The sequence below is a fragment of the Streptomyces sp. x-80 genome, from assembly GCF_046549095.1.
In the GTDB taxonomy this organism is placed as follows: Bacteria; Actinomycetota; Actinomycetes; order Streptomycetales; family Streptomycetaceae; genus Streptomyces; species Streptomyces celluloflavus.
On record NZ_JAJPWM010000016.1, the window covers coordinates 1 to 18,777 of the forward strand.

Annotated in this window: 13 protein-coding genes; 8 read left to right on the top strand and 5 right to left on the bottom strand. The window is 70.0% G+C overall.

Translation table 11 applies throughout. From position 1 onward, the window contains the following. The 4 genes from ACLJWH_RS28355 to ACLJWH_RS28370 all read left to right on the top strand — a co-directional run. Positions 1 to 2,849, top strand: a 2,849-nt coding sequence (locus tag ACLJWH_RS28355; RefSeq protein ID WP_411144616.1) for a type I polyketide synthase, incomplete at its 5' end; no start/stop codon positions are given. Between the two features lie 113 nt (positions 2,850 to 2,962). Beyond that, positions 2,963 to 4,216 (top strand): aspartate kinase, encoded by a 1,254-nt coding sequence (locus tag ACLJWH_RS28360; RefSeq protein ID WP_411144617.1) that lies wholly within the window; start codon positions 2,963 to 2,965, stop codon positions 4,214 to 4,216. Between the two features lie 94 nt (positions 4,217 to 4,310). Beyond that, positions 4,311 to 5,624, top strand: coding sequence for a homoserine dehydrogenase (locus tag ACLJWH_RS28365; RefSeq protein ID WP_411144618.1), 1,314 nt, complete (start codon positions 4,311 to 4,313; stop codon positions 5,622 to 5,624). 229 nt (positions 5,625 to 5,853) lie between these two features. Further along, on the top strand, positions 5,854 to 7,383 hold the full coding sequence (locus tag ACLJWH_RS28370; RefSeq protein ID WP_411144619.1) for an MFS transporter: 1,530 nt from the start codon (positions 5,854 to 5,856) through the stop codon (positions 7,381 to 7,383). A gap of 112 nt (positions 7,384 to 7,495) precedes the next feature. Here ACLJWH_RS28370 and ACLJWH_RS28375 read toward each other — a convergent pair whose 3' ends face one another. The 3 genes from ACLJWH_RS28375 to ACLJWH_RS28385 all read right to left on the bottom strand — a co-directional run bounded on the left by ACLJWH_RS28375 (position 7,496) and on the right by ACLJWH_RS28385 (position 10,675). Continuing rightward, entirely contained in the window at positions 7,496 to 7,855 is a 360-nt protein-coding gene (locus ACLJWH_RS28375) for a winged helix-turn-helix transcriptional regulator (RefSeq protein WP_411144620.1), read from the bottom strand. Between the two features lie 707 nt (positions 7,856 to 8,562). Continuing rightward, complete coding sequence (locus ACLJWH_RS28380) at positions 8,563 to 9,684, bottom strand: FAD-dependent oxidoreductase (RefSeq protein WP_411144621.1); 1,122 nt, start codon at positions 9,682 to 9,684, stop codon at positions 8,563 to 8,565. A 97-nt stretch (positions 9,685 to 9,781) separates the two neighbouring features. Further along, positions 9,782 to 10,675, bottom strand: a complete 894-nt coding sequence (locus tag ACLJWH_RS28385; RefSeq protein ID WP_411144622.1) for an NADP-dependent oxidoreductase — start codon at positions 10,673 to 10,675, stop codon at positions 9,782 to 9,784. 70 nt (positions 10,676 to 10,745) lie between these two features. Here ACLJWH_RS28385 and ACLJWH_RS28390 point away from each other — a divergent pair, with 70 nt between their 5' ends. Both ACLJWH_RS28390 and ACLJWH_RS28395 read left to right on the top strand, forming a co-directional pair. After that, the gene (locus tag ACLJWH_RS28390) at positions 10,746 to 11,333 is read left to right on the top strand and encodes a TetR/AcrR family transcriptional regulator (RefSeq protein ID WP_411144623.1); all 588 of its coding nucleotides are present in this window, start codon (positions 10,746 to 10,748) and stop codon (positions 11,331 to 11,333) included. A gap of 1,082 nt (positions 11,334 to 12,415) precedes the next feature. Continuing rightward, complete coding sequence (locus tag ACLJWH_RS28395; RefSeq protein ID WP_411144624.1) at positions 12,416 to 12,820, top strand: hypothetical protein; 405 nt, start codon at positions 12,416 to 12,418, stop codon at positions 12,818 to 12,820. Between the two features lie 183 nt (positions 12,821 to 13,003). Here the strand turns inward: ACLJWH_RS28395 and ACLJWH_RS28400 are convergent, their stop codons facing one another. Both ACLJWH_RS28400 and ACLJWH_RS28405 read right to left on the bottom strand, forming a co-directional pair. Further along, positions 13,004 to 14,263 (bottom strand): N-acetylmuramoyl-L-alanine amidase, encoded by a 1,260-nt coding sequence (locus ACLJWH_RS28400; RefSeq protein WP_411144625.1) that lies wholly within the window; start codon positions 14,261 to 14,263, stop codon positions 13,004 to 13,006. 320 nt (positions 14,264 to 14,583) lie between these two features. After that, positions 14,584 to 15,585: a hypothetical protein gene (locus tag ACLJWH_RS28405; RefSeq protein ID WP_411144626.1), complete on the bottom strand. Its 1,002-nt coding sequence runs from the start codon at positions 15,583 to 15,585 to the stop codon at positions 14,584 to 14,586. Between the two features lie 130 nt (positions 15,586 to 15,715). Between ACLJWH_RS28405 and ACLJWH_RS28410 the strand changes: the two genes are divergently transcribed. Both ACLJWH_RS28410 and ACLJWH_RS28415 read left to right on the top strand, forming a co-directional pair. Then, positions 15,716 to 16,522, top strand: coding sequence for a class I SAM-dependent methyltransferase (locus ACLJWH_RS28410; protein WP_411144627.1), 807 nt, complete (start codon positions 15,716 to 15,718; stop codon positions 16,520 to 16,522). Between the two features lie 304 nt (positions 16,523 to 16,826). Further along, entirely contained in the window at positions 16,827 to 17,810 is a 984-nt protein-coding gene (locus ACLJWH_RS28415) for an NAD(P)/FAD-dependent oxidoreductase (RefSeq protein WP_411144795.1), read from the top strand. Positions 17,811 to 18,777: the final 967 nt, after the last annotated feature.

The window sequence follows — 18,777 nt, forward strand, 5'->3', positions numbered from 1 at the left end:
TCGGGCATACGCAGGCGGCCGCGGGTGTGGGTGGTGTCATCAAGATGGTGATGGCGATGCGGCACGGTGTGCTGCCCCCGACGCTGCATGTGCGGAAGCCGTCCGGGCATGTCGACTGGTCCAGTGGTGCGGTGCGATTGCTGACCGAATCTCAGCCGTGGGATGCCACGGGTCCGCGGCGGGCGGGTGTCTCGTCGTTCGGGATCAGTGGTACCAACGCGCACGTGATCATCGAGCAGGCTCCGCCGGAGGACGTTGCCCGGCCGGAGCTCGCCGCGCGGCTGTCCGCTGTGCCGTGGGTGCTGTCGGGCCGGAGTCCGCAGGCGCTGCGGGCCCAGGCGGAGCGGCTGCGTGACCACTTGGCCGGGCGGGACGACTGGGACCCGGCCGACATCGGATCCAGCCTCGCCACCACCCGTGCGGTTTTCGACCACCGCACGGTGGTGGTCGGCACCGACCGCACGGAGCTGCTGGCCGGGCTCAGCGAGGTGACGGCCACCGAGGCGACCCCGATCGCCACGCGCCCCCGCGACAAGGTCGTCTTCGTCTTCCCCGGCCAGGGCACACAGTGGGCCGGTATGGCCACCGGACTCCTCGACAGCTCACCGGAGTTCGCCGCGGCGATGGCCCGGTGCGAGCAGGCCCTGGCCGAACACACCGACTGGAACCTGATCGAGGTCGTGCGGGGCGTGCCGGGCGCGCCGGGCCTGGACCGGGTCGACGTGGTGCAGCCGGTGCTGTTCGCGGTGATGGTCTCGCTGGCGGAGGCATGGAAGGCGCTCGGCGTCGCACCGTCGGCCGTCATGGGCCACTCGCAGGGCGAGATCGCCGCCGCGTACGTGGCGGGCGCCCTCTCGCTGGAGGACGCCGCCCGCATCGTGGCACTGCGCAGCCAGGCCCTGCTCGCGATCGCCGGCCGCGGCGGCATGCTGTCCGTGCCGCTCGCCCACGACCGGGTACGCACCCTGCTGGAGCCGTGGGCCGGGCAGCTCTCCGTGGCGGCCGTCAACGGGCCGAACTCGACCGTGGTGGCCGGTGACGCGGCAGCGGTGGAGCGGCTGCGGGAACAGCTGGCCGACGACGGCGTACGGGCGCGGACGGTACCGGTCGACTACGCCTCCCATTCGCCTCATGTGGAGGACGTGCAAGCGGAGATCACCGCGAGCCTGTCCGGGATCCGGCCGCAGTTGTCGGAGATCCCGTTCTACTCGACGGTCACCGCGCAGCTCCTGGACACCCGCGAGCTGGACCAGGACTACTGGTACCGCAATCTGCGGCAGACGGTCCGGCTGCAAGAGACCACGCAGACGCTGCTGGACAGCAAGCACACGGTGTTCATCGAGGTCAGTCCGCACCCGGTGCTGACCATCGGGATCCAGGACACGGTGGATGCGGTGGCCGGCGAAGCGGTGGTCACGGGCTCGCTGCGCAGGAACAGCGGTGAACCGGCGGAGCTCCTGCGCTCCGCGGCCCAGCTGTTCGCCGATGGTGTGCGCATCGACTGGGGCGGGGTGTTCGGCCGCACCGGTACGGCCCGTGCCGACCTCCCGACGTACGCCTTCCAGCGCGAGCGCTACTGGCTCGACCGCTCCGGCGTGCACATGACCACGGCCGCACCGGCCACCCAGGGGCCGGCGGCGAGGCTCGCCGGGCTCACCGGCCAGGAGCGCGCCGAGCTGATCGCCGAGGTGATCACCGAAGAGCTTGCCCTGGCGCTCGGCCGCGGCAAGGGGGGCACGGTGGAGGTGACGGACACCTTCACCGAGCTGGGGCTCAACTCACTCTCCGCGATGGAACTGCGCACCCGCCTGGCGGCGCTGACCGGAATCCGGCTGCCGGTCACGGTGCTGTTCGACCATCCGACCGTCGACCAGCTGACCAAGGTGCTCGACGAGCTGATCACCGACTCGGGGGCGGGGTCCGCAACCGGACCCGAGGCGGGGGACGGGAACAGGGGCGAAAGCGGCTCCGATACGGGGCCCGGGGCCCTGAGCGGTTCCGTGGCCGTCACCGAGGCACCCGGCACACCGTCCGGCGCAGCCTCCGCACCGCCCACTCCGCTCATGTCACTGTTCCGGTCGGCATGCGCGGGCGGACAGATCACCGAGGGGCTCGACCTGCTGGCGGTCGCGGCCCGGCTCCGGCCGGCCACGGACCGGCCCGCGCCGGAGCGGCCACCGATCCGGTTCGCCCGTGGCGAGCAGCGGCCCGCCCTGGTGTGCCTGCCGTCCTTCGTGGCCCCGGCGAGCCCTTACCAGTTCGCCAGGTTCGCGTCGGCCTTCCGCGGTGAGCGCGATGTGTACTCGCTGACGGCCGGCGGCTACGCCGAGTCCGAACCACTGCCCGAGACCATCGAGTCGCTCGTACGGGCACAGGCCGAGGCGGTACGGGCGTGCGCGGCGGACCGGCCGTTCGTCCTGCTGGGCTACTCCTCGGGCGGGTGGCTCGCCCAGGCGGTGGCCGAGGCGCTGCGGGGTCAGCACCGGCCCGCGGGTGTCGTGCTGCTGGACAGCTATCTGCCGGGCGACCGGGAGATACTTCAGATCCAGTCGACGCTCTTCGACGAGCTGGCCGCCAAGCCGGAGGCGGCCGATCTGGTCGACGACGCGAACCTGACCGCCATGGGCCGCTACCTCAGCCTGTTCCGTGGCTGGTCGCCCCAGCGGGCAGAAGTGCCCACCCTGATGGTCCGGGCCGGACAACTGCCCGGGGACGACGGCGGGGAGCGCTCCGTCTGGCCGCTGCCGCACACCGAGGTCTCCGTGCCGGGCAGCCATGTCTCGATGATCGACGAGTTCGCCGACTCGACCGCGCAGGCGGTCGCGACCTGGCTCGGCTCGACGTTCTGAGCCTGCCCGCCCTGCCTCACCGTCCACCGGGCGGTGGGGCAGGGCGCCCTGCGCACACGGCCGCCGGGCCGTCCCGGACACCGAGTCAGCCGAATGTCGAATGGAGCAGGTACGTGCTGGTCGTCCAGAAGTACGGAGGGTCCTCGTTGCAGGGCGCGGACCGGATGAGACAGGTTGCCGAGCGCATTCTGCGGACCCGGCGCAGCGGTCGCGAAGTCGTCGTCGTCTGTTCGGCGATGGGCGACACCAGTGATGAGCTGATCGACCTCGCGGAGAAGGTCAGCGGCAACCGGCCGGCGCGGGAAATGGACATGCTGCTCACCGCCGGCGAGCGGGTGTCCAATGCGCTGATGGCCATGGCGATCCATGACCTGGGGGGCAGTGCGCAGTCCCTTTCGGGGGCGCAGGCAGGGGTGTTCACCACCGCCGACCACGGCAGCGCACGCATCGTCGACGTGGTACCGAACCGGGTCCGCGAGGTGCTGGCACAGGGCGCGATCGCCCTGGTCGCGGGGTTCCAGGGCATCAGCCGGGACACCGGCGACACCACGACGCTGGGGCGGGGCGGCTCGGACATGACCGCTGTCGCGCTGGCCGCGGCACTGAAAGCCGATGTGTGCGAGATCTACACGGACGTCGACGGTGTGTTCTCCGCCGACCCCCGAGTGGTCGGCAACGCGAGACTGCTGGCCGCCATCAGCTGCGAGGAAATGCTGGAAATGGCGGCCACCGGCGCGAAAGTTCTCATGTCGCGCTGCGTGGAGCACGCACGCCGCCACAATGTCGACATCTGTGTCCGCTCCTCCTTCACCGATCACCCCGGAACGCTCGTATCGTCGGCGGTGCAGAGCGCTTCGGCGGCGGAATCCGTTGTCACGGGTGTGACCCACACCCGGTCGATAGCCAAGGTCACCGTGGCGGACGTCCCCGCTGAACTCCCGGCGGTGGCTCGGATCTCCGACGTGTTCGCCGCCGCCGGAATCCCCGTGGGCATGCTGCCGGACCTCCCGGTTCCGCCGCGGGGCGAACTGGCCTTCACCGTACGGGACACGGACGGACCGCACACCGTGGAACTGCTGGAGCGGCACCGCACCCGTATCGGTTACGGGACGGTGCGGTGCGACACGTCGGCGGGCCAGGTCTCGCTCGTGGGCGCCGGGCTCCGAAGAGACGCCGGCGTCATGGCGACGCTCCGCCGCACCCTGTCCGGGGCCGGTATCGGCGCCGACCTGGTCTCCGCCTCCGGGATCCGCGTGTCCGCGCTGTGCCGCGCGGACCAACTCGACGACGCGGTACGCGTGTTGCACCGGGCATTCGGTCTCGACGCCGCAACCGAGGCGGTCGTCCACGCGGGGACCGGACGCTGACCGTGCCCCCGCCCCTCGATACGGGCCCGCCCGGGGCCACCGCCTGCCCCGGCCGCCCCTCACCTCCCCAGCGCGCCGTCGAAAGGACCTCGCCATGAACGCCGAACCCCTGAGAGTGGCTGTACTCGGTTGTGGAGCGGTCGGCACCGAAGTCGTCCGCAGGCTGCACGAGACGCGGGCCGTACTGGCGGGCCGCGTCGGCGCGCCCCTCGAACTGGCCGGTGTCGCCGTGCGTGATCTCCGGCGGCCCAGGGGCCTCGCCATCGACCCACAGCTGTGGACCGACGATCCGCTGGCGCTGGTCAAACGCGACGATGTCGACATCGTCGTGGAACTGCTCAGCGGCACCGAACCGGCCCACGCCCTGATCACCACGGCCATGGAACACGGCGCTTCCGTGGTGAGCGCCAACAAGGCGCTACTGGCCGCACACGGGCCCTCTCTCCACGAGACGGCCGCACTCCACGGCGTCGGCCTGTCCTACGAGGCGTCCGTGGCCGCGGCGATTCCCCTGCTGCGCCCGCTGCGCGACTCGCTCGTCGGCGACCGGATCACCCGCGTCGTCGGCATCGTCAACGGAACCACCAACTACATCCTGGACCGTATGACGCAGACGGGCGGCGACTTCGGGGCGGCGCTGCGCGAAGCCGTCGAGCGCGGGTACGCCGAGGCCGACCCGACCGCCGATGTCGCGGGGACGGACGCGGCGTGCAAGGCCGTGATCCTCGCGTCGCTGGCGTTCCACACCTGGATGCCCCTGGAGAGCGTCCACCGCGAAGGCATCACGGGGGTGACCGCGACGGATGTGGCGGACGCCCATGCCTGCGACCGGGTGGTCAAGCTGGTCACCGTGCTGGAGCGCATTCCCGCCCGGCACGGTCAGGAGGGAATCCTGGCCCGGGTCCATCCCGCGATGGTCGCTCGCGCGCACCCGCTCGCCGATGTGCCGGGTGCGGACAACGGGGTCATCGTCGAGGCCCCCGATACCGGCCCGCTGCTGTTCCGGGGCGCGGGCGCCGGAGGGGCTCCCACGTCCAGCGCGGTCATCGGCGACCTGGTGACGGCGGCGAGAAGGAGGCTGCTCGGCCACCGGGAGACCACGGCACCGGCCACCGAGCCCGAACTCACCCAGCACATACGGGAGCTGCGCACCCGGTATCACCTCAGGATCGGCGTCAACGACTCCCTGTCGGGACTCGACGGTGTCACCTCTGTGCTGCGCTCCCACGACGTAGGGGTGGACTCCGTCCGACGGAGCCGGACGGCCGGCCGCGACGCGCTGACGGTGACCACGGGAACCGTCCGCGAGCCGGACCTGCACGCGGCCGTGGCAGCCGTTGCCGCCCTGCCGTCGGTGGACACACCACCACGGCTCATGCGCCTGCTCGACCCCGCCGGCGGCCGGTGAACCGCGCGAGCGCCCCGCCGCCGCGAGCCGGTGTCCTGAAGTCCCCTTGAATTCACCCTGCCGTTCTGTTCTTGCCACTCCGTTTCGGTGGCGTCAACAGCGCGGGCGCCCTCTGTCATCCTTCTGCAATCGGCTGGAAACAACTGGTCAGGGATAGTACACATAATGTCCCTAAGGGACAGGAAATACCGTACTTGTCTTCGCTGATGACGGTCTGCACGATAGTGAGATGACGGAAGAAAAGACAGCTTCTCGCCGCTGGGCGGTATTGGCCGTATTGCTGGCCGGGATGCTCATGGGCGGTATGGACCTCACCATTCTCAATGTCGCGCTGCCGACGGTGAGCCGGGAATTGCTGCCGTCGAGTTCCGAACTCCTGTGGATTATGGACGGATATGCGCTCACCGTGGCGGCGACCCTGGTGGTCTGCTCCACGGTGGGCGACCGGATCGGGCGCAAGCGGATGCTGCTGGCGGGGCTCGCGACCTTCGCGCTGGCCTCGCTCGCGGCGGCCCTGACCACCGCACCGGGACAGCTCATCGCGGCACGGGCCGTTCAGGGCCTGGGCTACTCGATGCTGCTGTCCAGCACGGTGGTCATCATCCGCGTGATCTTCCCGGTGCCCCGTGAGCGGGCGCTGGCGTACGGGTTGTGGGTGGCCAGTTCCAGCACCGGTGCGGCGCTCGGCCCGCTGGCCGGCGGAGCGCTGGTCGAGAAGTTCTCCTGGGGGGCGGTATTCCTGGTCAATGTGCCGATCGCGGCCGTCGCCGTCGTACTCGGCCTGGTGCTGGTCCCCGAGTCCCGCAATCCCGACCCGCAACGCTGGGACGTCCCCAGCGCGGTGCTCTCCATCCTCGGCCTGGCAGGCGCGGTGTACGCGCTGCAACACATCGGGCAGCCCGAGAAGCTGTCCCCGGTCACCGTGGCGGTCGGGGTGCTGGGAGCGGCGCTGCTGGCAGGCTTCACCGTACGGCAGCGCCGCATCCCGAACCCCTTGCTGGACATGCGGCTCTTCACCGACCGGCGGTTCTCCGTGTCCACCGTGTCGATCCTGCTCTGCTACGGCGCCTACACGGGCTTGCTGTTCCTGCTGACCCAGCAGCTGCAACTGGTGGACGGATACTCGCCGTTGACGGCCGGCCTGACACTGGTCCCGGTCGCGGTCGCCAGTGCCGTCGGCGGCGTGGTCGCCCCGAAGCTGGCCGCAGCGGTCGGCAACCGCATGGGGGTGACCGTCGGGGCGTCCGTGCTCGCCCTCGCGCTGCTCGCACTGGCGGTGTTCGGCGCGGCCGGCAACCTCCCCTCACTGATCGCGGTCGGCCTCGGCGCAGGCACGGTGATGACGCTGGGCGCGGATTCGATGATGAGCGCAGCGCCTCCGGAGCGGGCCGCGGAGGCGGGAGCCGTGCAGGAGGTCGGATTCTCGCTCGGGGCGGGCCTCGGCGTCGCCGCGATGGGCATCATCGTCACGGTGGCCTACCGGGCCAACTTCACCCCGGTCGGCGGACTCACACCGAGCGAGCAGGACGCCGCCTCCGGATCGCTCGGCACCGCGGTGGAGCTGGCCGGCAAGCTCGCGGGTGGTGCACGGGAAGCCCTTCGCGGCAGCGCCCAACGCGCATACGAAACGGGATTCGCCCTCACGACCGCGACCGCGGCCGCCGTGCTGCTGGTGCTCGCCACAGTGGTCGCCGTCCTCCTGCGGCCGGCCAAGCCCGTGGCCGCGGCGGAGGTGTCGGAGCACCAGTCCGCCGGCTGATCACCCCGGTTGACGTCACCGAGCCACTGGTGCCGTCGCCGCGTCCGTGTCCCGCGGGACGTTCATCGCCCCGCGGGACACGGCGGTCCGGCCGCCGGCGTGGCGCCGAGGGTCAGGCGACAGAGGAGTCGGGAACAGGGCTGCGGATCTGCTCGCGGTACCAGTTGCCCCACTCCTCCAGCTGGTCCACCAGACTCTTGAGGCTCATACCGATCTCGGTCAGCGAGTACTCCACCCGGGGCGGCACCTCGCGGTAGACGGTCCGCAGCACGAGCCCGTCCTCCTCCAGATCACGGAGCTGGCGAGTGAGCATCCGCGGAGTGATATCCGGCATCGCGCGATTCAGCTCGCCGAAACGCAGCGTTCCCGCAAACAGGTATTTAAGGATGCTGAGCTTCCAGACACCCCCACAGACGGTCATCGCGACCTCAAGGGTGCAGTAGTCGAGCATCTCGTCCACGCGAGGCCGCATGTCTCTCCCCCTCTGTGCCCATCAATTTCGCTCTCAATAGTAATATCCCCGTGCCGATTACACCTGTCCGGACCGTGGTTGGCTGGATTGATGGCCCTCAGGGATGAGACGGTACCGGCGACGCGGTCGGCAAGACCGAAACCCCCGCGCACAGCATGGCCGAAAGTGGCGCCCTCCATCCGCGTGCGTCATCGACATGCCCGTGGTTATCGCTGGAATGGTGTGACCCGGGGCAACGAATGCCGGTGCGATGCGGTGGTCCGCCCGTCCGCCCGTCCGCCCCGGCCCGTCCCGCGCGGAACGGCCGCCCCCGGCCCGTCCGCACCGTCCGTCCCTCTCACCCCCGGCGCGACATGGTGGTCCGCCCACCGTCCCGGTCGCACGGATACGTGTCCACCACCGACCCGACCGGCGGCCCGGGATGCCCCGAGGCGTCCGCACCCCCCACCGGCGCCGGAGGCAGGGTGCCGGCGTACCTCGTCCCGGCGCGCCCCTTCCGGCCAGTCTTCTTGGCAGCGGTCGGTAACTCACGGAGGAGACTTCGACCGCCGGCCGAAGAGCGACTCACAGGACAGACACCTCCGGGCGCGCGATGGGCGCGCCGATTCGTCGCCTCCATCCGTCGCCTCCATCTGTCGCCTCTCGGAGATCCCCACTACCGCTCCCAGGTTCCGACCACCCGCCCTTGGGTCCACACGACGAATCGCTCAATCGGTCCGCTCGCCTTGGGTGAAGAAGTTGATCACCTCCTGGGATGTGGGGTTGTGGGCGGCTACGGCGGTGGCCGCGGCGCCGCGGGGGAACATGGCCTGCTCGTATGCGGTGAGGGCGGTCTCGATGTCGTCGGGGTGTGCGGCGAGGGCCTTGCCGAGTTCGGCGCCGTCCTGCATGGCCACGTTGGCGCCTTCGCCATTGGGGGTCGAGAGGTGGGCGGCGTCGCCGAGCAGGGTCACTCCCGGCACCCGGTCCCAGCGGTGCCCGGTCGGCAGGACGTGGAGGGGGCGCAGGACCGGTGCGGTCTCGCCGGCGGTGATCAGGGCGATGAGTTCTGGTGCCCAGCCGTCGAACTCCGCCGCGATCCGCACGGCGGCTGCGGCGGCATTGGTGAAATCGACGGCGGCGAACCAGTCCTGCGGCTTGGTCAGCGTGAGGTAGCTGCGGAGGGTCCCGCCCCTCTCCCGGTGAACCACGAACCACTTCCCGTCCGCGTCCGGGTCGAGCGCGACGAGCGTCCCGCCGCCGACCGCTTTCGCGGTGGCCGGGTGCCGGGTGTCCGCGTCGTACAAGGAGGTCTCGACGACGGACCGGCCGACGTACTCGGGTGTGGCGCCGGAGAGCAGCGGCCGGACGCGTGACCACGCGCCGTCCGCACCGACCAGCAGGCTGGTGACGACGGTGCTGCCGTCGGCGAACGTCACCTCATGGCGGCCCTCGGCGAGGGCGCGGACGCCGGTGGCCTTGTGGCCCCACCGGACGGTGCCGGCCGGGAGTGCGTCGAGCAGGATCTGTCGCAGCTCGCCGCGCTGTACCTCGGGGCTTCCGCCCGTGCCGTCGTCAGCTTTGTCGAACAGGACGGTCCCGTTCCGGTCGAGGAGCCGTATCGCTTGGCGGCCCTCCAGGATGAGGCCGCGGAACTCGTCCATCAGGCCGGCCGCCGTGAGGGCGAGTTGGCCGTTGCGGTCGTGGATGTCGAGCATCCCGCCCTGCGAACGCGCCGTCGGGGAGGGCTCCGCCTCGTAGACGGTGGCCGGGATGCCGTGGACGTGCAGGACGCGGGCCAGTGCGAGGCCGCCGAGGCCGGCGCCGATGATCGTGACAGGAGTGTGCATGGGGGCTCCATACGTGTCGCACACCTGCCGGTTGGGCCCGGCAGGATCTCTGGAAGGAAGTCAGCTTGCGGGGCCGTGCAACTGCGCAGGAAACGGCTCAGACCACCACGACCCGGCGCCCGCGCGTATGACCGGCACGGCTGTCGATGTGCGCCGCCGCGGCCTCGGCGAGCGTGTACGACTTCTCGACCGGGATGTGGAGCTTTCCCCGGGAGATGAGGCCGGCGGCCTCGGCGAGCGCTTCCGGCACGCTCCCGGCCACGCCGGAGTATCGGGCACCGAGCTCCGGTGCGGCGAGATCGGCGATGGAGATCACCTTCTGCGGATCCCCGGTCAGTTCGACGAGCTCGCGGATCACGCCCGAGCCGGCCAGATCGAGAGCCGCGTCGACAGGGCCGAGCTGCCGCACCCGCTCGACCCAGCCCTCGCCGTACGTCGTGGCGAGGGCACCCAGGCTGCGCAGATAGTCCTGGTTCGCGGCCCCGGCCGTGCCGATCACCGTGATGCCGCGGTCGCGGGCGATCTGTAGCACCGCCGATCCAACTCCCCCTGACGCACCGCTGGCCAGCAGCGTCTGCCCGGACTGCACACCGGCCTGGCGGATGATGCGCAGCGCGGTCTCCACGACGGAGGGGTACCCGGCCGCCTCTGCGAACGTCAGCCCCTCGGGCATCCGGGCCCAGGCCGACAGAACAGCGAGCTCGGCATAGGTGCTTGAGCCTTCGCCGAACACGTGGTCGCCGACCTCGACCCCTTCGACGCCCTCGCCGATCTCGTCCACCACCCCGGCGGCGTCCTGCCCGACTCCGGCGGGCAGTTCGATCGGACGGACCCTCTGGAACTGGCCTTCACGGATCCTCCAGTCGACGGGGTTCACGCCCGCCGCCCGTACGGCGATGCGTATCTGGCCGGGGCCCGCGTGGGGCTCCTCGGCGTCTACGAGGTGCAGAACGTCCGGACCGCCGAACTCGGCGAAGCTCACTCTCTTCATGCCGTCGAACGTAGCACTAACGGTTAGTGTTTAAAAACCGTTCCGCCTTTGTATTTGGTAGCGTCAGGGTATGACTGTGCCGCCCGGACGCCGGGAGCGTAAGAAGGCCGCGACCCGCCAGAAGATCGCTGACACCGCCCTGCGGCTCTTCCTGGAACGCGGGTACGACGCGGTGGGCATCCGTGACGTGGCCGCTGAGGCCGACGTGGCCGTCACCACGCTCTTCTCCCACTTCGCCTCGAAAGAGGCCCTGGTGTTCGAGCAGGACGACGACTTCGAGCAACGCCTTACGCAGGCGGCCACCGGCCGGGCGCCGCACGAACCGCTCATCCCCGCGCTGCGCCGCGAGATCCAGGCCCTGGTGCGACATTGCACGGCGGACAGCGCCGCCCCGATCTGGCGCCTGATCGACGAATCACCCGCCCTGCGGGAGTACGAGGAGTCGATGAGGCTGCGCCACGCAGAGTCGCTGGCAACGGCCATCGCCGCCGATCCCGGCCTGTCACAGACCACAACGGCCTGCCGGGCGATCGCGAGGTTCGTGATCGACGCCTATTCGCTGGCCCGTGAGGCGGCCGATCCGCAGGCCGCGGTGGACGAGATCTTCCGGATGATCGAGGCGGCCTGGGCGGTCACCTGCCCTACTGGACGCGCGTGAGGAACTGTTCCTCCAGGTAGGACAGGGGCCGGTCGGGCCGTGACGAGCCGCTGAACGCTCGACTTCGACTTCGGCTTCGATCTGCTTGAGCAACTGGTCCACGTCGCCCCGGACGAAGAGCTCCGGCTTGCCTGCCGGGACGGTCCCGACCTCCCGGGCACGGCGTTCGGCGCGCTTGACCGTGGATCAGCTCCAGCGGCAATCCGCTGCAATCCGCTGCGCTCCGCTCAGCCTTGGGAGGCCGCTCTCCACCGGCGCCTGCCGGACGCGCGAGCCGGACCCGCCCTTCGCACTGCTCGCCATGCGTGCCAGCGGGCAGGACCCGGCCTTCGGAGAGGGCGTGTGCGAGTCGAGCTCCGGTCTCACGGCACCACTCGTCCCCGGCGAGGAAGAGCCGATCCGTGTCGTCGGCGATCTTGTCGTAGCCCTCAAGACCGGCGACGTTCGGGAGAGTCGGCGAAACCATGTGGTTGTCGGCGAAACCGTGTGGTTCGCGGGGGCGGTGGTCTTTCCCAGCGCCGGCCGGGGACGGGTCGAGGCCGAGGTGGCGCGAACGGTCACCAGGGTCGCGGTTGACCGCGGCCGAAGCGTTCGACACGTCGTGAGACCGCGATAGAAACCGCGGGCCGGAGAAGCGGCGTCCGGCACGAGCCGCGAGTTCCTGCACATCGCAGGTCGAGGCGACGAGCGCTGCGGTAACGGCGGATACGGCCCAACATGGCGGGGGAGAGCGGTCGTTGTGCCGGTTTCGGCGTGGTCGGCCGTAGGACTGGAGGAATACCGGTACGCGTTCGCCGCGTACCAGCGTCTGCGCCGCGAGACCGTCGCCCTCTCAACAGCGTCGGGCGCTGTTTCCCGCCGTCCGGAGAGCTGACCCGCCAGGTGCCGTGGATAGGCCGGGCTCCAGCGCCCCGGATCGCCTGGCTCCTGCGGGACGTCTCCGACGCGGGCTGGACGGCGGACGAGGCGATCGCATTCCTGGACTGCGCCACGGCCTTGGAACGGGTGCCCCGCCCGTCGGGGTCCCTTACCCGGGCGGGGTGGCGGGGGCGGTGGCCCTGTGGCCGGCTGCTGAGGGCCGGGTGCGTGCTGCACAGACGTACCGGGACTCCCGCAGCGCGGAGCAGGCCCGCCGCCAGGAGTGGGAGGGCAACTGGCAGGCCCCGCGCAGCGAGTCGGTCCGCCGCCTGGTCGCCGGAGCGTTCGCCGGACGCCCGCGGCAGACGGACGAGGACCAGGGCGAGGTGCTGCCCGCGCCGACCGACGCTGACGACTTCGGCGCGGATGACCTGGCAGACCTGCGGACGACGGCCTCGGGCGAGTTCATGAAGCGTGAGGCGACGCTCTTCACGACGACGCTCTTCACGACGACGCTCTTCACGACGACGGTCGACGTGGGAGGGCGACCCGCCGCCGAGTGGATCTGCGACGCTGCCCTGGTGCAGCGCGCCCTTCGCCATCAGCGAGTGGCAGTCGCAGCTCGCTGATGGCGAAGGGACACGGGTAGCAGGTCAGACGACCGAGACGATCAACCCCAGCCAGCAGCAGCCCGGCAGGGGCGAGGTGCAACTGTCCGGCGTAGACCTGGCCTGGGCCGCACTGCACCGGGCGCGCGAGGTCGCCTGGTGGTGGGCGTCAGGGCGTCGCGGTGAGCATCAGCGCATGCGGTGTCATCGCTGGGTGCGGGGCTCGGCCGGTGCGGTCCCGTCCGGCTCCTGGGCCTGCTCCATGCGGTCGGCGACCTGCTGGCGCAGGGCGGGGAGCAGGGCGTAGAGATCCTCACCCGGGCAGAGCGTCGCGTACACGTCCCGGTGTCCGGTGACGACATCGACCGTCTTGGGATTCTGCCCGGGGAAGTCCAGGACGGCCTTCCCCTTGGGGTCCAGCTGATACTGGGCGCCCTTCCAGGCGAGGATGTCGCGCAGGCCGTTGAGCATGTCCGGCTCCGGCTTGCCGCCGCCCGCCTCGGTGGGTTCGAAGTTGCCGAGGGTGGCCACGCCCAGAGTGCCGGTGTTGTACCCGGCGGCGTGGCCGCCCAGGATCGCCTTGGGACTGGCGGAGGGATTCGCGTCGATGCTGCCCCGGCGCCCCTCCCATATACCGCCGAAACGGTCGACGACGAAGTGGTACGGGAAGTCGCCGTACCCCTCGTTGACGATCTTGTCCGTGTAGATGGCGCGCATCAGGCTGGGCACGTCTTCAGGGCGGTAGGCATTGCCGTTGACGGTGTGGTGGACCACCATCGCCCGGACGGTGTCCATCCCCTTGAGCCCGGGGTCGGCCTTGGACTCGTCCGCGCCCCAGTCGGCCCGGGTGTGGACCGCGGGCGCGAGCCGGTCGGCGGCGGACGCTCCGGCAGTACCGACGGCGGCCGCGGGCTTCATGGCGAGGCGCTGCGTCCCCTTGCCGTCGCGTGCCTCCGGCTTCTTGTCCGGGTTGATCAGGGAGAGCCGCAGGTTCCTGGGGAGTTCGCCCTTCTCGGTGGTCAGGCGCAGCTGCGCCCCGTCGGCGGTGTCGGAGAAGAAGACGCCGGAACCGGCGCGCTTGGCCTCGCTGGAGTCCTGGTCGCCGCCGAGCGGGACGTCCTGCCATGCGGTCCACTCGCCGTTGCGGTGGAACCGGGCGGTGGCATGGGCGTCGCGGTCGAGGCGCACCCCCTTCTCCCAGGAGAGGCTGACGGCCCGGAACGTCTTCGTGGCGTTCCTCTCCACCCTGATCTCGCGCTCGGCCTTGCCGGATGTGGTGCCCGGCCGCGGTTCGCCCGCCGATCCGGTCAGCGGAACGTTCGTCATCTCCGTCGTGGGCGCGACGTCCGCGACCGGGAGGGCGATATCCGAGGCAGCGGGCTTCTCGGCCGTCAGGACTGCCGCGGCGAGAACGCCTCCGGCCAGCAGCGTGGCAACGGTCCGAGCTGTTCGTATTCGTGACATCTGCGTGCTTTCGATGGGGGCGGGCCGTAGCAGCCCTAAATGATCAAGTTCGCAGGCAGTACATCACAACAAGCAGCGCCAAAAGACCCTTTATGGATCCGAACGGTGAAAGTACACACCATCTCGGAGCGCAGGGACCGGCGAGCCGACCGGCAACGCCGGAGCAGCGCAGGCGATCGAGGCCGCCGACGCGCTGCACACGCACCACGACCTCGACGACGAGTTACGGGGACGAGTTACGGGAGCGACTGGCTGCCGAGCTCAAACGCCGAGGAACTCCGGCAGCGACGGCCGGCACGACATCACCACCACCGGCGTTTTCATCGGCACCCCTGCCTGCTTGGCCCCCGAGTGCTTCTGCGGCGCCTTCGACACTCCCGCAACGAAGCCAACCCCCATGACGGCCAAGGCCCGGCCGCGGAACTCCGGGGTGAGCAGGGCCCGGTGCGTGATGTGCTCGCGGCCGTCCGTGAACACGATGCTGGGGCCCAGGAGCGGGTGATCTGCCAGGTGTAGTCGGCATTGGTGAACCGCTGGTCGGTCCAGGCGGTGCGGACGTCGGCGTGGCGGCTCAGCAGCCAGGTGTCGGTCGGCTCGTCATAGGCGGTGGGGAGGGTGGTGCGCAGCCGTTCGTACAGGGGGTAGGGGGCGATCTCGAACTGCCGGGACCTCAGCGTCGGCGCCGCCTCGCCGGTGTGCACTGCTCCATGGCCGTCCTGCACGGGGATGCCGGCCTGGACGTGGTAGCGAGAGGTGGTGCGGTGCCGGTTCACGCAGGCCGACACCACGTGTTCCCACCGGTCCGCCGCCCGCGGCGCGTCAACGCGGTCGGCTTCCCGAAGACCGTCGTGCCCGAGATGGCGCTGCTTGACAGTGGTGAAGCCGCTCACCGCCGTCACGAGCATTTCGTGCGCGGCGTCCACCGCCGCCCGCAGGGTCAGATCCCGTTCCTGCGCCAGGACCGTCACCGGGTTGAACCAGTGAGCGTCGCAACCTGCCGCTGACGGCCGACGTGGGTTCTTGTCGGCGGGCCAGCCCTTCGTCGTCTTGCACTGCTGGCCCTCGGCGGCACCGCACTTCGCGCACGGCTGCGGCAGGACCTCGACGGCCACCGCGGCGTTCCGCTCCCGGCGTCGCCGGGCGGCGGCTGCCTTGTTTTCCCAGTCGAGGCCGATGCCGGCCTTCGTCTCCGGGTAGGCCGTGGTCTCCCGTCCGCCGGCGCCCGTGAGTTTGGCGTCCTGCGCGAGCCGGATCAGTTGCCGGACGGTCGGGATGATTGCCGGGCCGCCGTCGTCCTGGCGGTCCGTCTGGTGCGCGGCCACTTTCCACGGGTTGTCGCCCCTGAGACAGGTCTCCTTGGAGTGACCGACCAACTGATCCCTCTCTGGGCTAGGGTCCTGACCAGCCGCGTTCTGGATCTTTGCGGCGGGACCGGGAGGGGGGACGGTGCGGGTGACGGCCTTCGATGAGTGTGAGCGGCGGACGTGGTCTGGTCGTGCGGAGGCGTTCGCGGGGAGTTTCGCGAAACTGTGTGCGTATCCGGCTTCGCAGTTGCTCGATGCCGCGGTGGTGGGAGAGGGCGCGCGGGTCCTCGACGTCGGGACCGGGACGGGAACGGTGGCCGCGGCGGCCTGCGAGCGCGGCGCAATGGTGACGGCGGTAGATGCCGAGCCCAGCATGGTGGAGCTGGCGGGCCGCGCTGCGCCGGCCGCCGAGGTTCTCACTGCCGTCTTGCCGGAGCTCCCCTTCGAGGACGGCACGTTCGATGCGGTGGTCGGCAACTTCGTGCTCAATCATGTGGGTCGCCCGAGGGTCGCTCTCAAGGAGCTTCGCCGGGTTCTCCGCCCAGGCGGGCGGATCGCCCTGACGATCTGGGCGGTCCCCGCGCCCGCCGGCCAGGCTCTGCTGGGCCGGGCCGTCGAGGCGGCGGGGGTCACGCGGCCCTCGCATCTGCCTCCGCTCGCCGCGGAGGACGATTTCCCGCGCGATCAGGACGGCCTGGCCGGGCTGATGATGTCGGCCGGGCTGCGCGAGGCGGCGTGCGAGACGCTGTACTGGGATCACCGGGCCAGTCCCGAGGAGTGGTGGAGCGGGCCGGTGGCCGGGGTGGCCTTCATCGGGCAGTTGCTGCTGAGCCAGCCCGAACAGACCCACGCGGACATCAAGGGGCACTTCGACAGGCTCTCGCAGGAGTTCCTCGGCGAGGACGGCCAGTTGGTCCTTCCCCATGCCGCCTTGCTGGCCAGCGCCTGTCGTTGAGCCGGATGGTTGCGTAGGTGACAACGGCGTAACTCACAAGCAAGGCCATGGAGGGCTTGACGTTTTTTTGGGGGCCGATTGTGCAGGCCGTTGGCTTGGGCTGCGGTCCTGTGGTTTGGGCGAGGCGTGACGGTAGATCGAGGTTGGGGTTGGGGTGGGGGCTGTTTCGGACTGTGGGCGTTGCGGTGTGTGGGTGCTGCGGTGGTGGTGCTGTGGTGGGGTGTTTTGTGTGGTTGTTGGGTTGTGTTTGTTCCTGGATTGGCAACAAAAATTGTTGTTGTGGGGTGGTGGTTGCAGTCTGGTGGTGGAGGTGGTCGTCGTGAGCGGTGCATCGGGCAACGCAGTGAGTGATGTGTATGACGTGGTGGTGGTGGGTGGGGGTGCTGCTGGGTTGAATGCGGCGTTGGTGTTGGCGCGGGCGCGTCGGCGGGTGGTGGTGGTGGATGCGGGTGAGCCGCGTAATGCTCCGGCTGCGCATATGCAGGGGTTTTTGTCGCGTGATGGGATGTCTCCGGCGGCGTTGCTGGAGGTGGGTCGGAGGGAGGTGGCTGGTTATGGTGTGGAGTTGATTGAGGGTCGGGTGGATCATGTTGATCCGGGGTTTTTTGTGCATTTGGATGGTGGTCCGGTGCTGAAGGCTCGTCGGGTGTTGGTGGCTACGGGGTTGCGGGATGAGTTGCCGGAGATTCCTGGTGTGCGGGAGCGGTGGGGCAGGGATTTGCTGCATTGCCCGTATTGCCATGGGTATGAGGTGGCTGATCAGCCGGTGGGGGTGCTGGGTACGCATCCGGGTGCGGTGGAGCAGGCTTTGTTGTTGCGGCAGTGGTCGGGTGATGTGGTGTATTTCCCGCATACGCAGGAGTTGTCTGATGGGCAGCGTGAGCGGTTGTTGGCTCGTGATGTCTATATAGCCGACGGCACGGTCAAGTGGCTGGTGGTGGAGGATGACCGGCTGCGGGGGGTGGAGCTGGCGGAGGGGTCGGTGGTGCCTCGTCGTGCGGTGTTTGTTTTCCCGCGCATGGTGCCTCGTGATGCGTTGTTGAGTGATCTGGGTTGTGAGAAGGATGAGCGGGGCTGGGTGACGACGGACGCTGTCGGGCGGACCAGCATGTTCGGGGTGTGGGCGGTCGGTAATGTCGCTGATCCGCGTGCGTTGGTGGTCACCGCGGCCGGCAAGGGGGCGGCGGCTGCGTTCGCTCTCAATCATGATCTGGTGGACGAGGACGTCGAGCGTGCCGTCGAGGACTATCGCGCGGCGGCCGGCGCGGACCCGTCCCCTGTGCGTTAGGCCAGCCTGTCAGTTTGCCGCGCGGTCGTTGGGTCTGTATCGCCGTCCTGTTGGCCGGCCGCGCGGTCGGCTGTCTGTATCGCCGTTGTGCTGGTCGGCCGGGCGGCCCTGCACGTGTCGCGTGTCGCCGTCCTGCTGGCCTGTCCCTACCGTCGCTTCGTTGCCTTGTCCGGCACCGCTGGGCCGGGCCGCTGGGCCGGACTGCTCCGCCGGACCGGGCGGGCCGACCTGCTGCGGCGGACTGTTCCGCCGGATCGGGCGGGCTGGTCTGGCTGGCGGGGGCGGTCTGACTGGCTGGTCTGGCTGGTGCGGGCTGGTCTGACCGGGGGGGTGTGTGGGTGGGGTGTTGTTTTGGTGGGTGGTCAGGCTGGGCGGGCTGTCGGTTGTTGCTCTGCCGGACTGTTGGCTTGTTTGCCTGGGTGCCTGGTCGTCTTGTGGGGAGGCGGTGCACTGCTTGGTGAAGGAGGCAGGTGCACTGCCTGAGGCGGGTCTGGCCGCCTGTTTGCTGCCCGTTCGGATGTATGCCCGGACTCGTCAATGGAAGACATCTGATGCCCGTTGCCCTCGCAGTTCGCGTTACCGCGCAGGCCGTTGCCGCTTGTGGCGACGGTGTCTGTGCCGGCTGCGGGGTGTGTTCCTGCGGCGGTCTGAGGCCGGTTTTGTGTGGGCGGTGCTTTGTTGGCCTGTTCTTGCCGGCCGTGGTGGCCGGGCTGTTTTGGGTGGTTGGGCTGCTTTGGGTGGTTGGGTTGGTTGGGGTGGCTGTGGTGGTCGCAGGGGTGGTGGTGCGTGTGGTGGAGGGGGCGGCGGGTGGCTGGTCCGGGGCGGGTGGGTTCGGGGCCGGTGGGTTTGGGGTGGGTGGGGGCGTTGTTGTGGGGCTGGTGGTGGGCGTTGCTGTTGCTGGGTGTGTGCTGCCGGTTGGGTCTGGCTGTGGTGTCGCCGGTGCCTGGGGCCCCGTTTCGGTGATGGT

What these genes read in the sequence shown, in the direction of transcription:
- ACLJWH_RS28365 (WP_411144618.1), top strand. Translation starts at nt 4,311, where the DNA reads ATGAACGCCGAACCCCTGAGAGTGGCTGTACTCGGTTGTGGAGCGGTC.
- ACLJWH_RS28370 (WP_411144619.1), top strand. Translation starts at nt 5,854, where the DNA reads ATGACGGAAGAAAAGACAGCTTCTCGCCGCTGGGCGGTATTGGCCGTA.
- ACLJWH_RS28375 (WP_411144620.1), bottom strand. Translation starts at nt 7,855, where the DNA reads ATGCGGCCTCGCGTGGACGAGATGCTCGACTACTGCACCCTTGAGGTC.
- ACLJWH_RS28380 (WP_411144621.1), bottom strand. Translation starts at nt 9,684, where the DNA reads ATGCACACTCCTGTCACGATCATCGGCGCCGGCCTCGGCGGCCTCGCA.
- ACLJWH_RS28385 (WP_411144622.1), bottom strand. Translation starts at nt 10,675, where the DNA reads ATGAAGAGAGTGAGCTTCGCCGAGTTCGGCGGTCCGGACGTTCTGCAC.
- ACLJWH_RS28390 (WP_411144623.1), top strand. Translation starts at nt 10,746, where the DNA reads ATGACTGTGCCGCCCGGACGCCGGGAGCGTAAGAAGGCCGCGACCCGC.
- ACLJWH_RS28400 (WP_411144625.1), bottom strand. Translation starts at nt 14,263, where the DNA reads ATGTCACGAATACGAACAGCTCGGACCGTTGCCACGCTGCTGGCCGGA.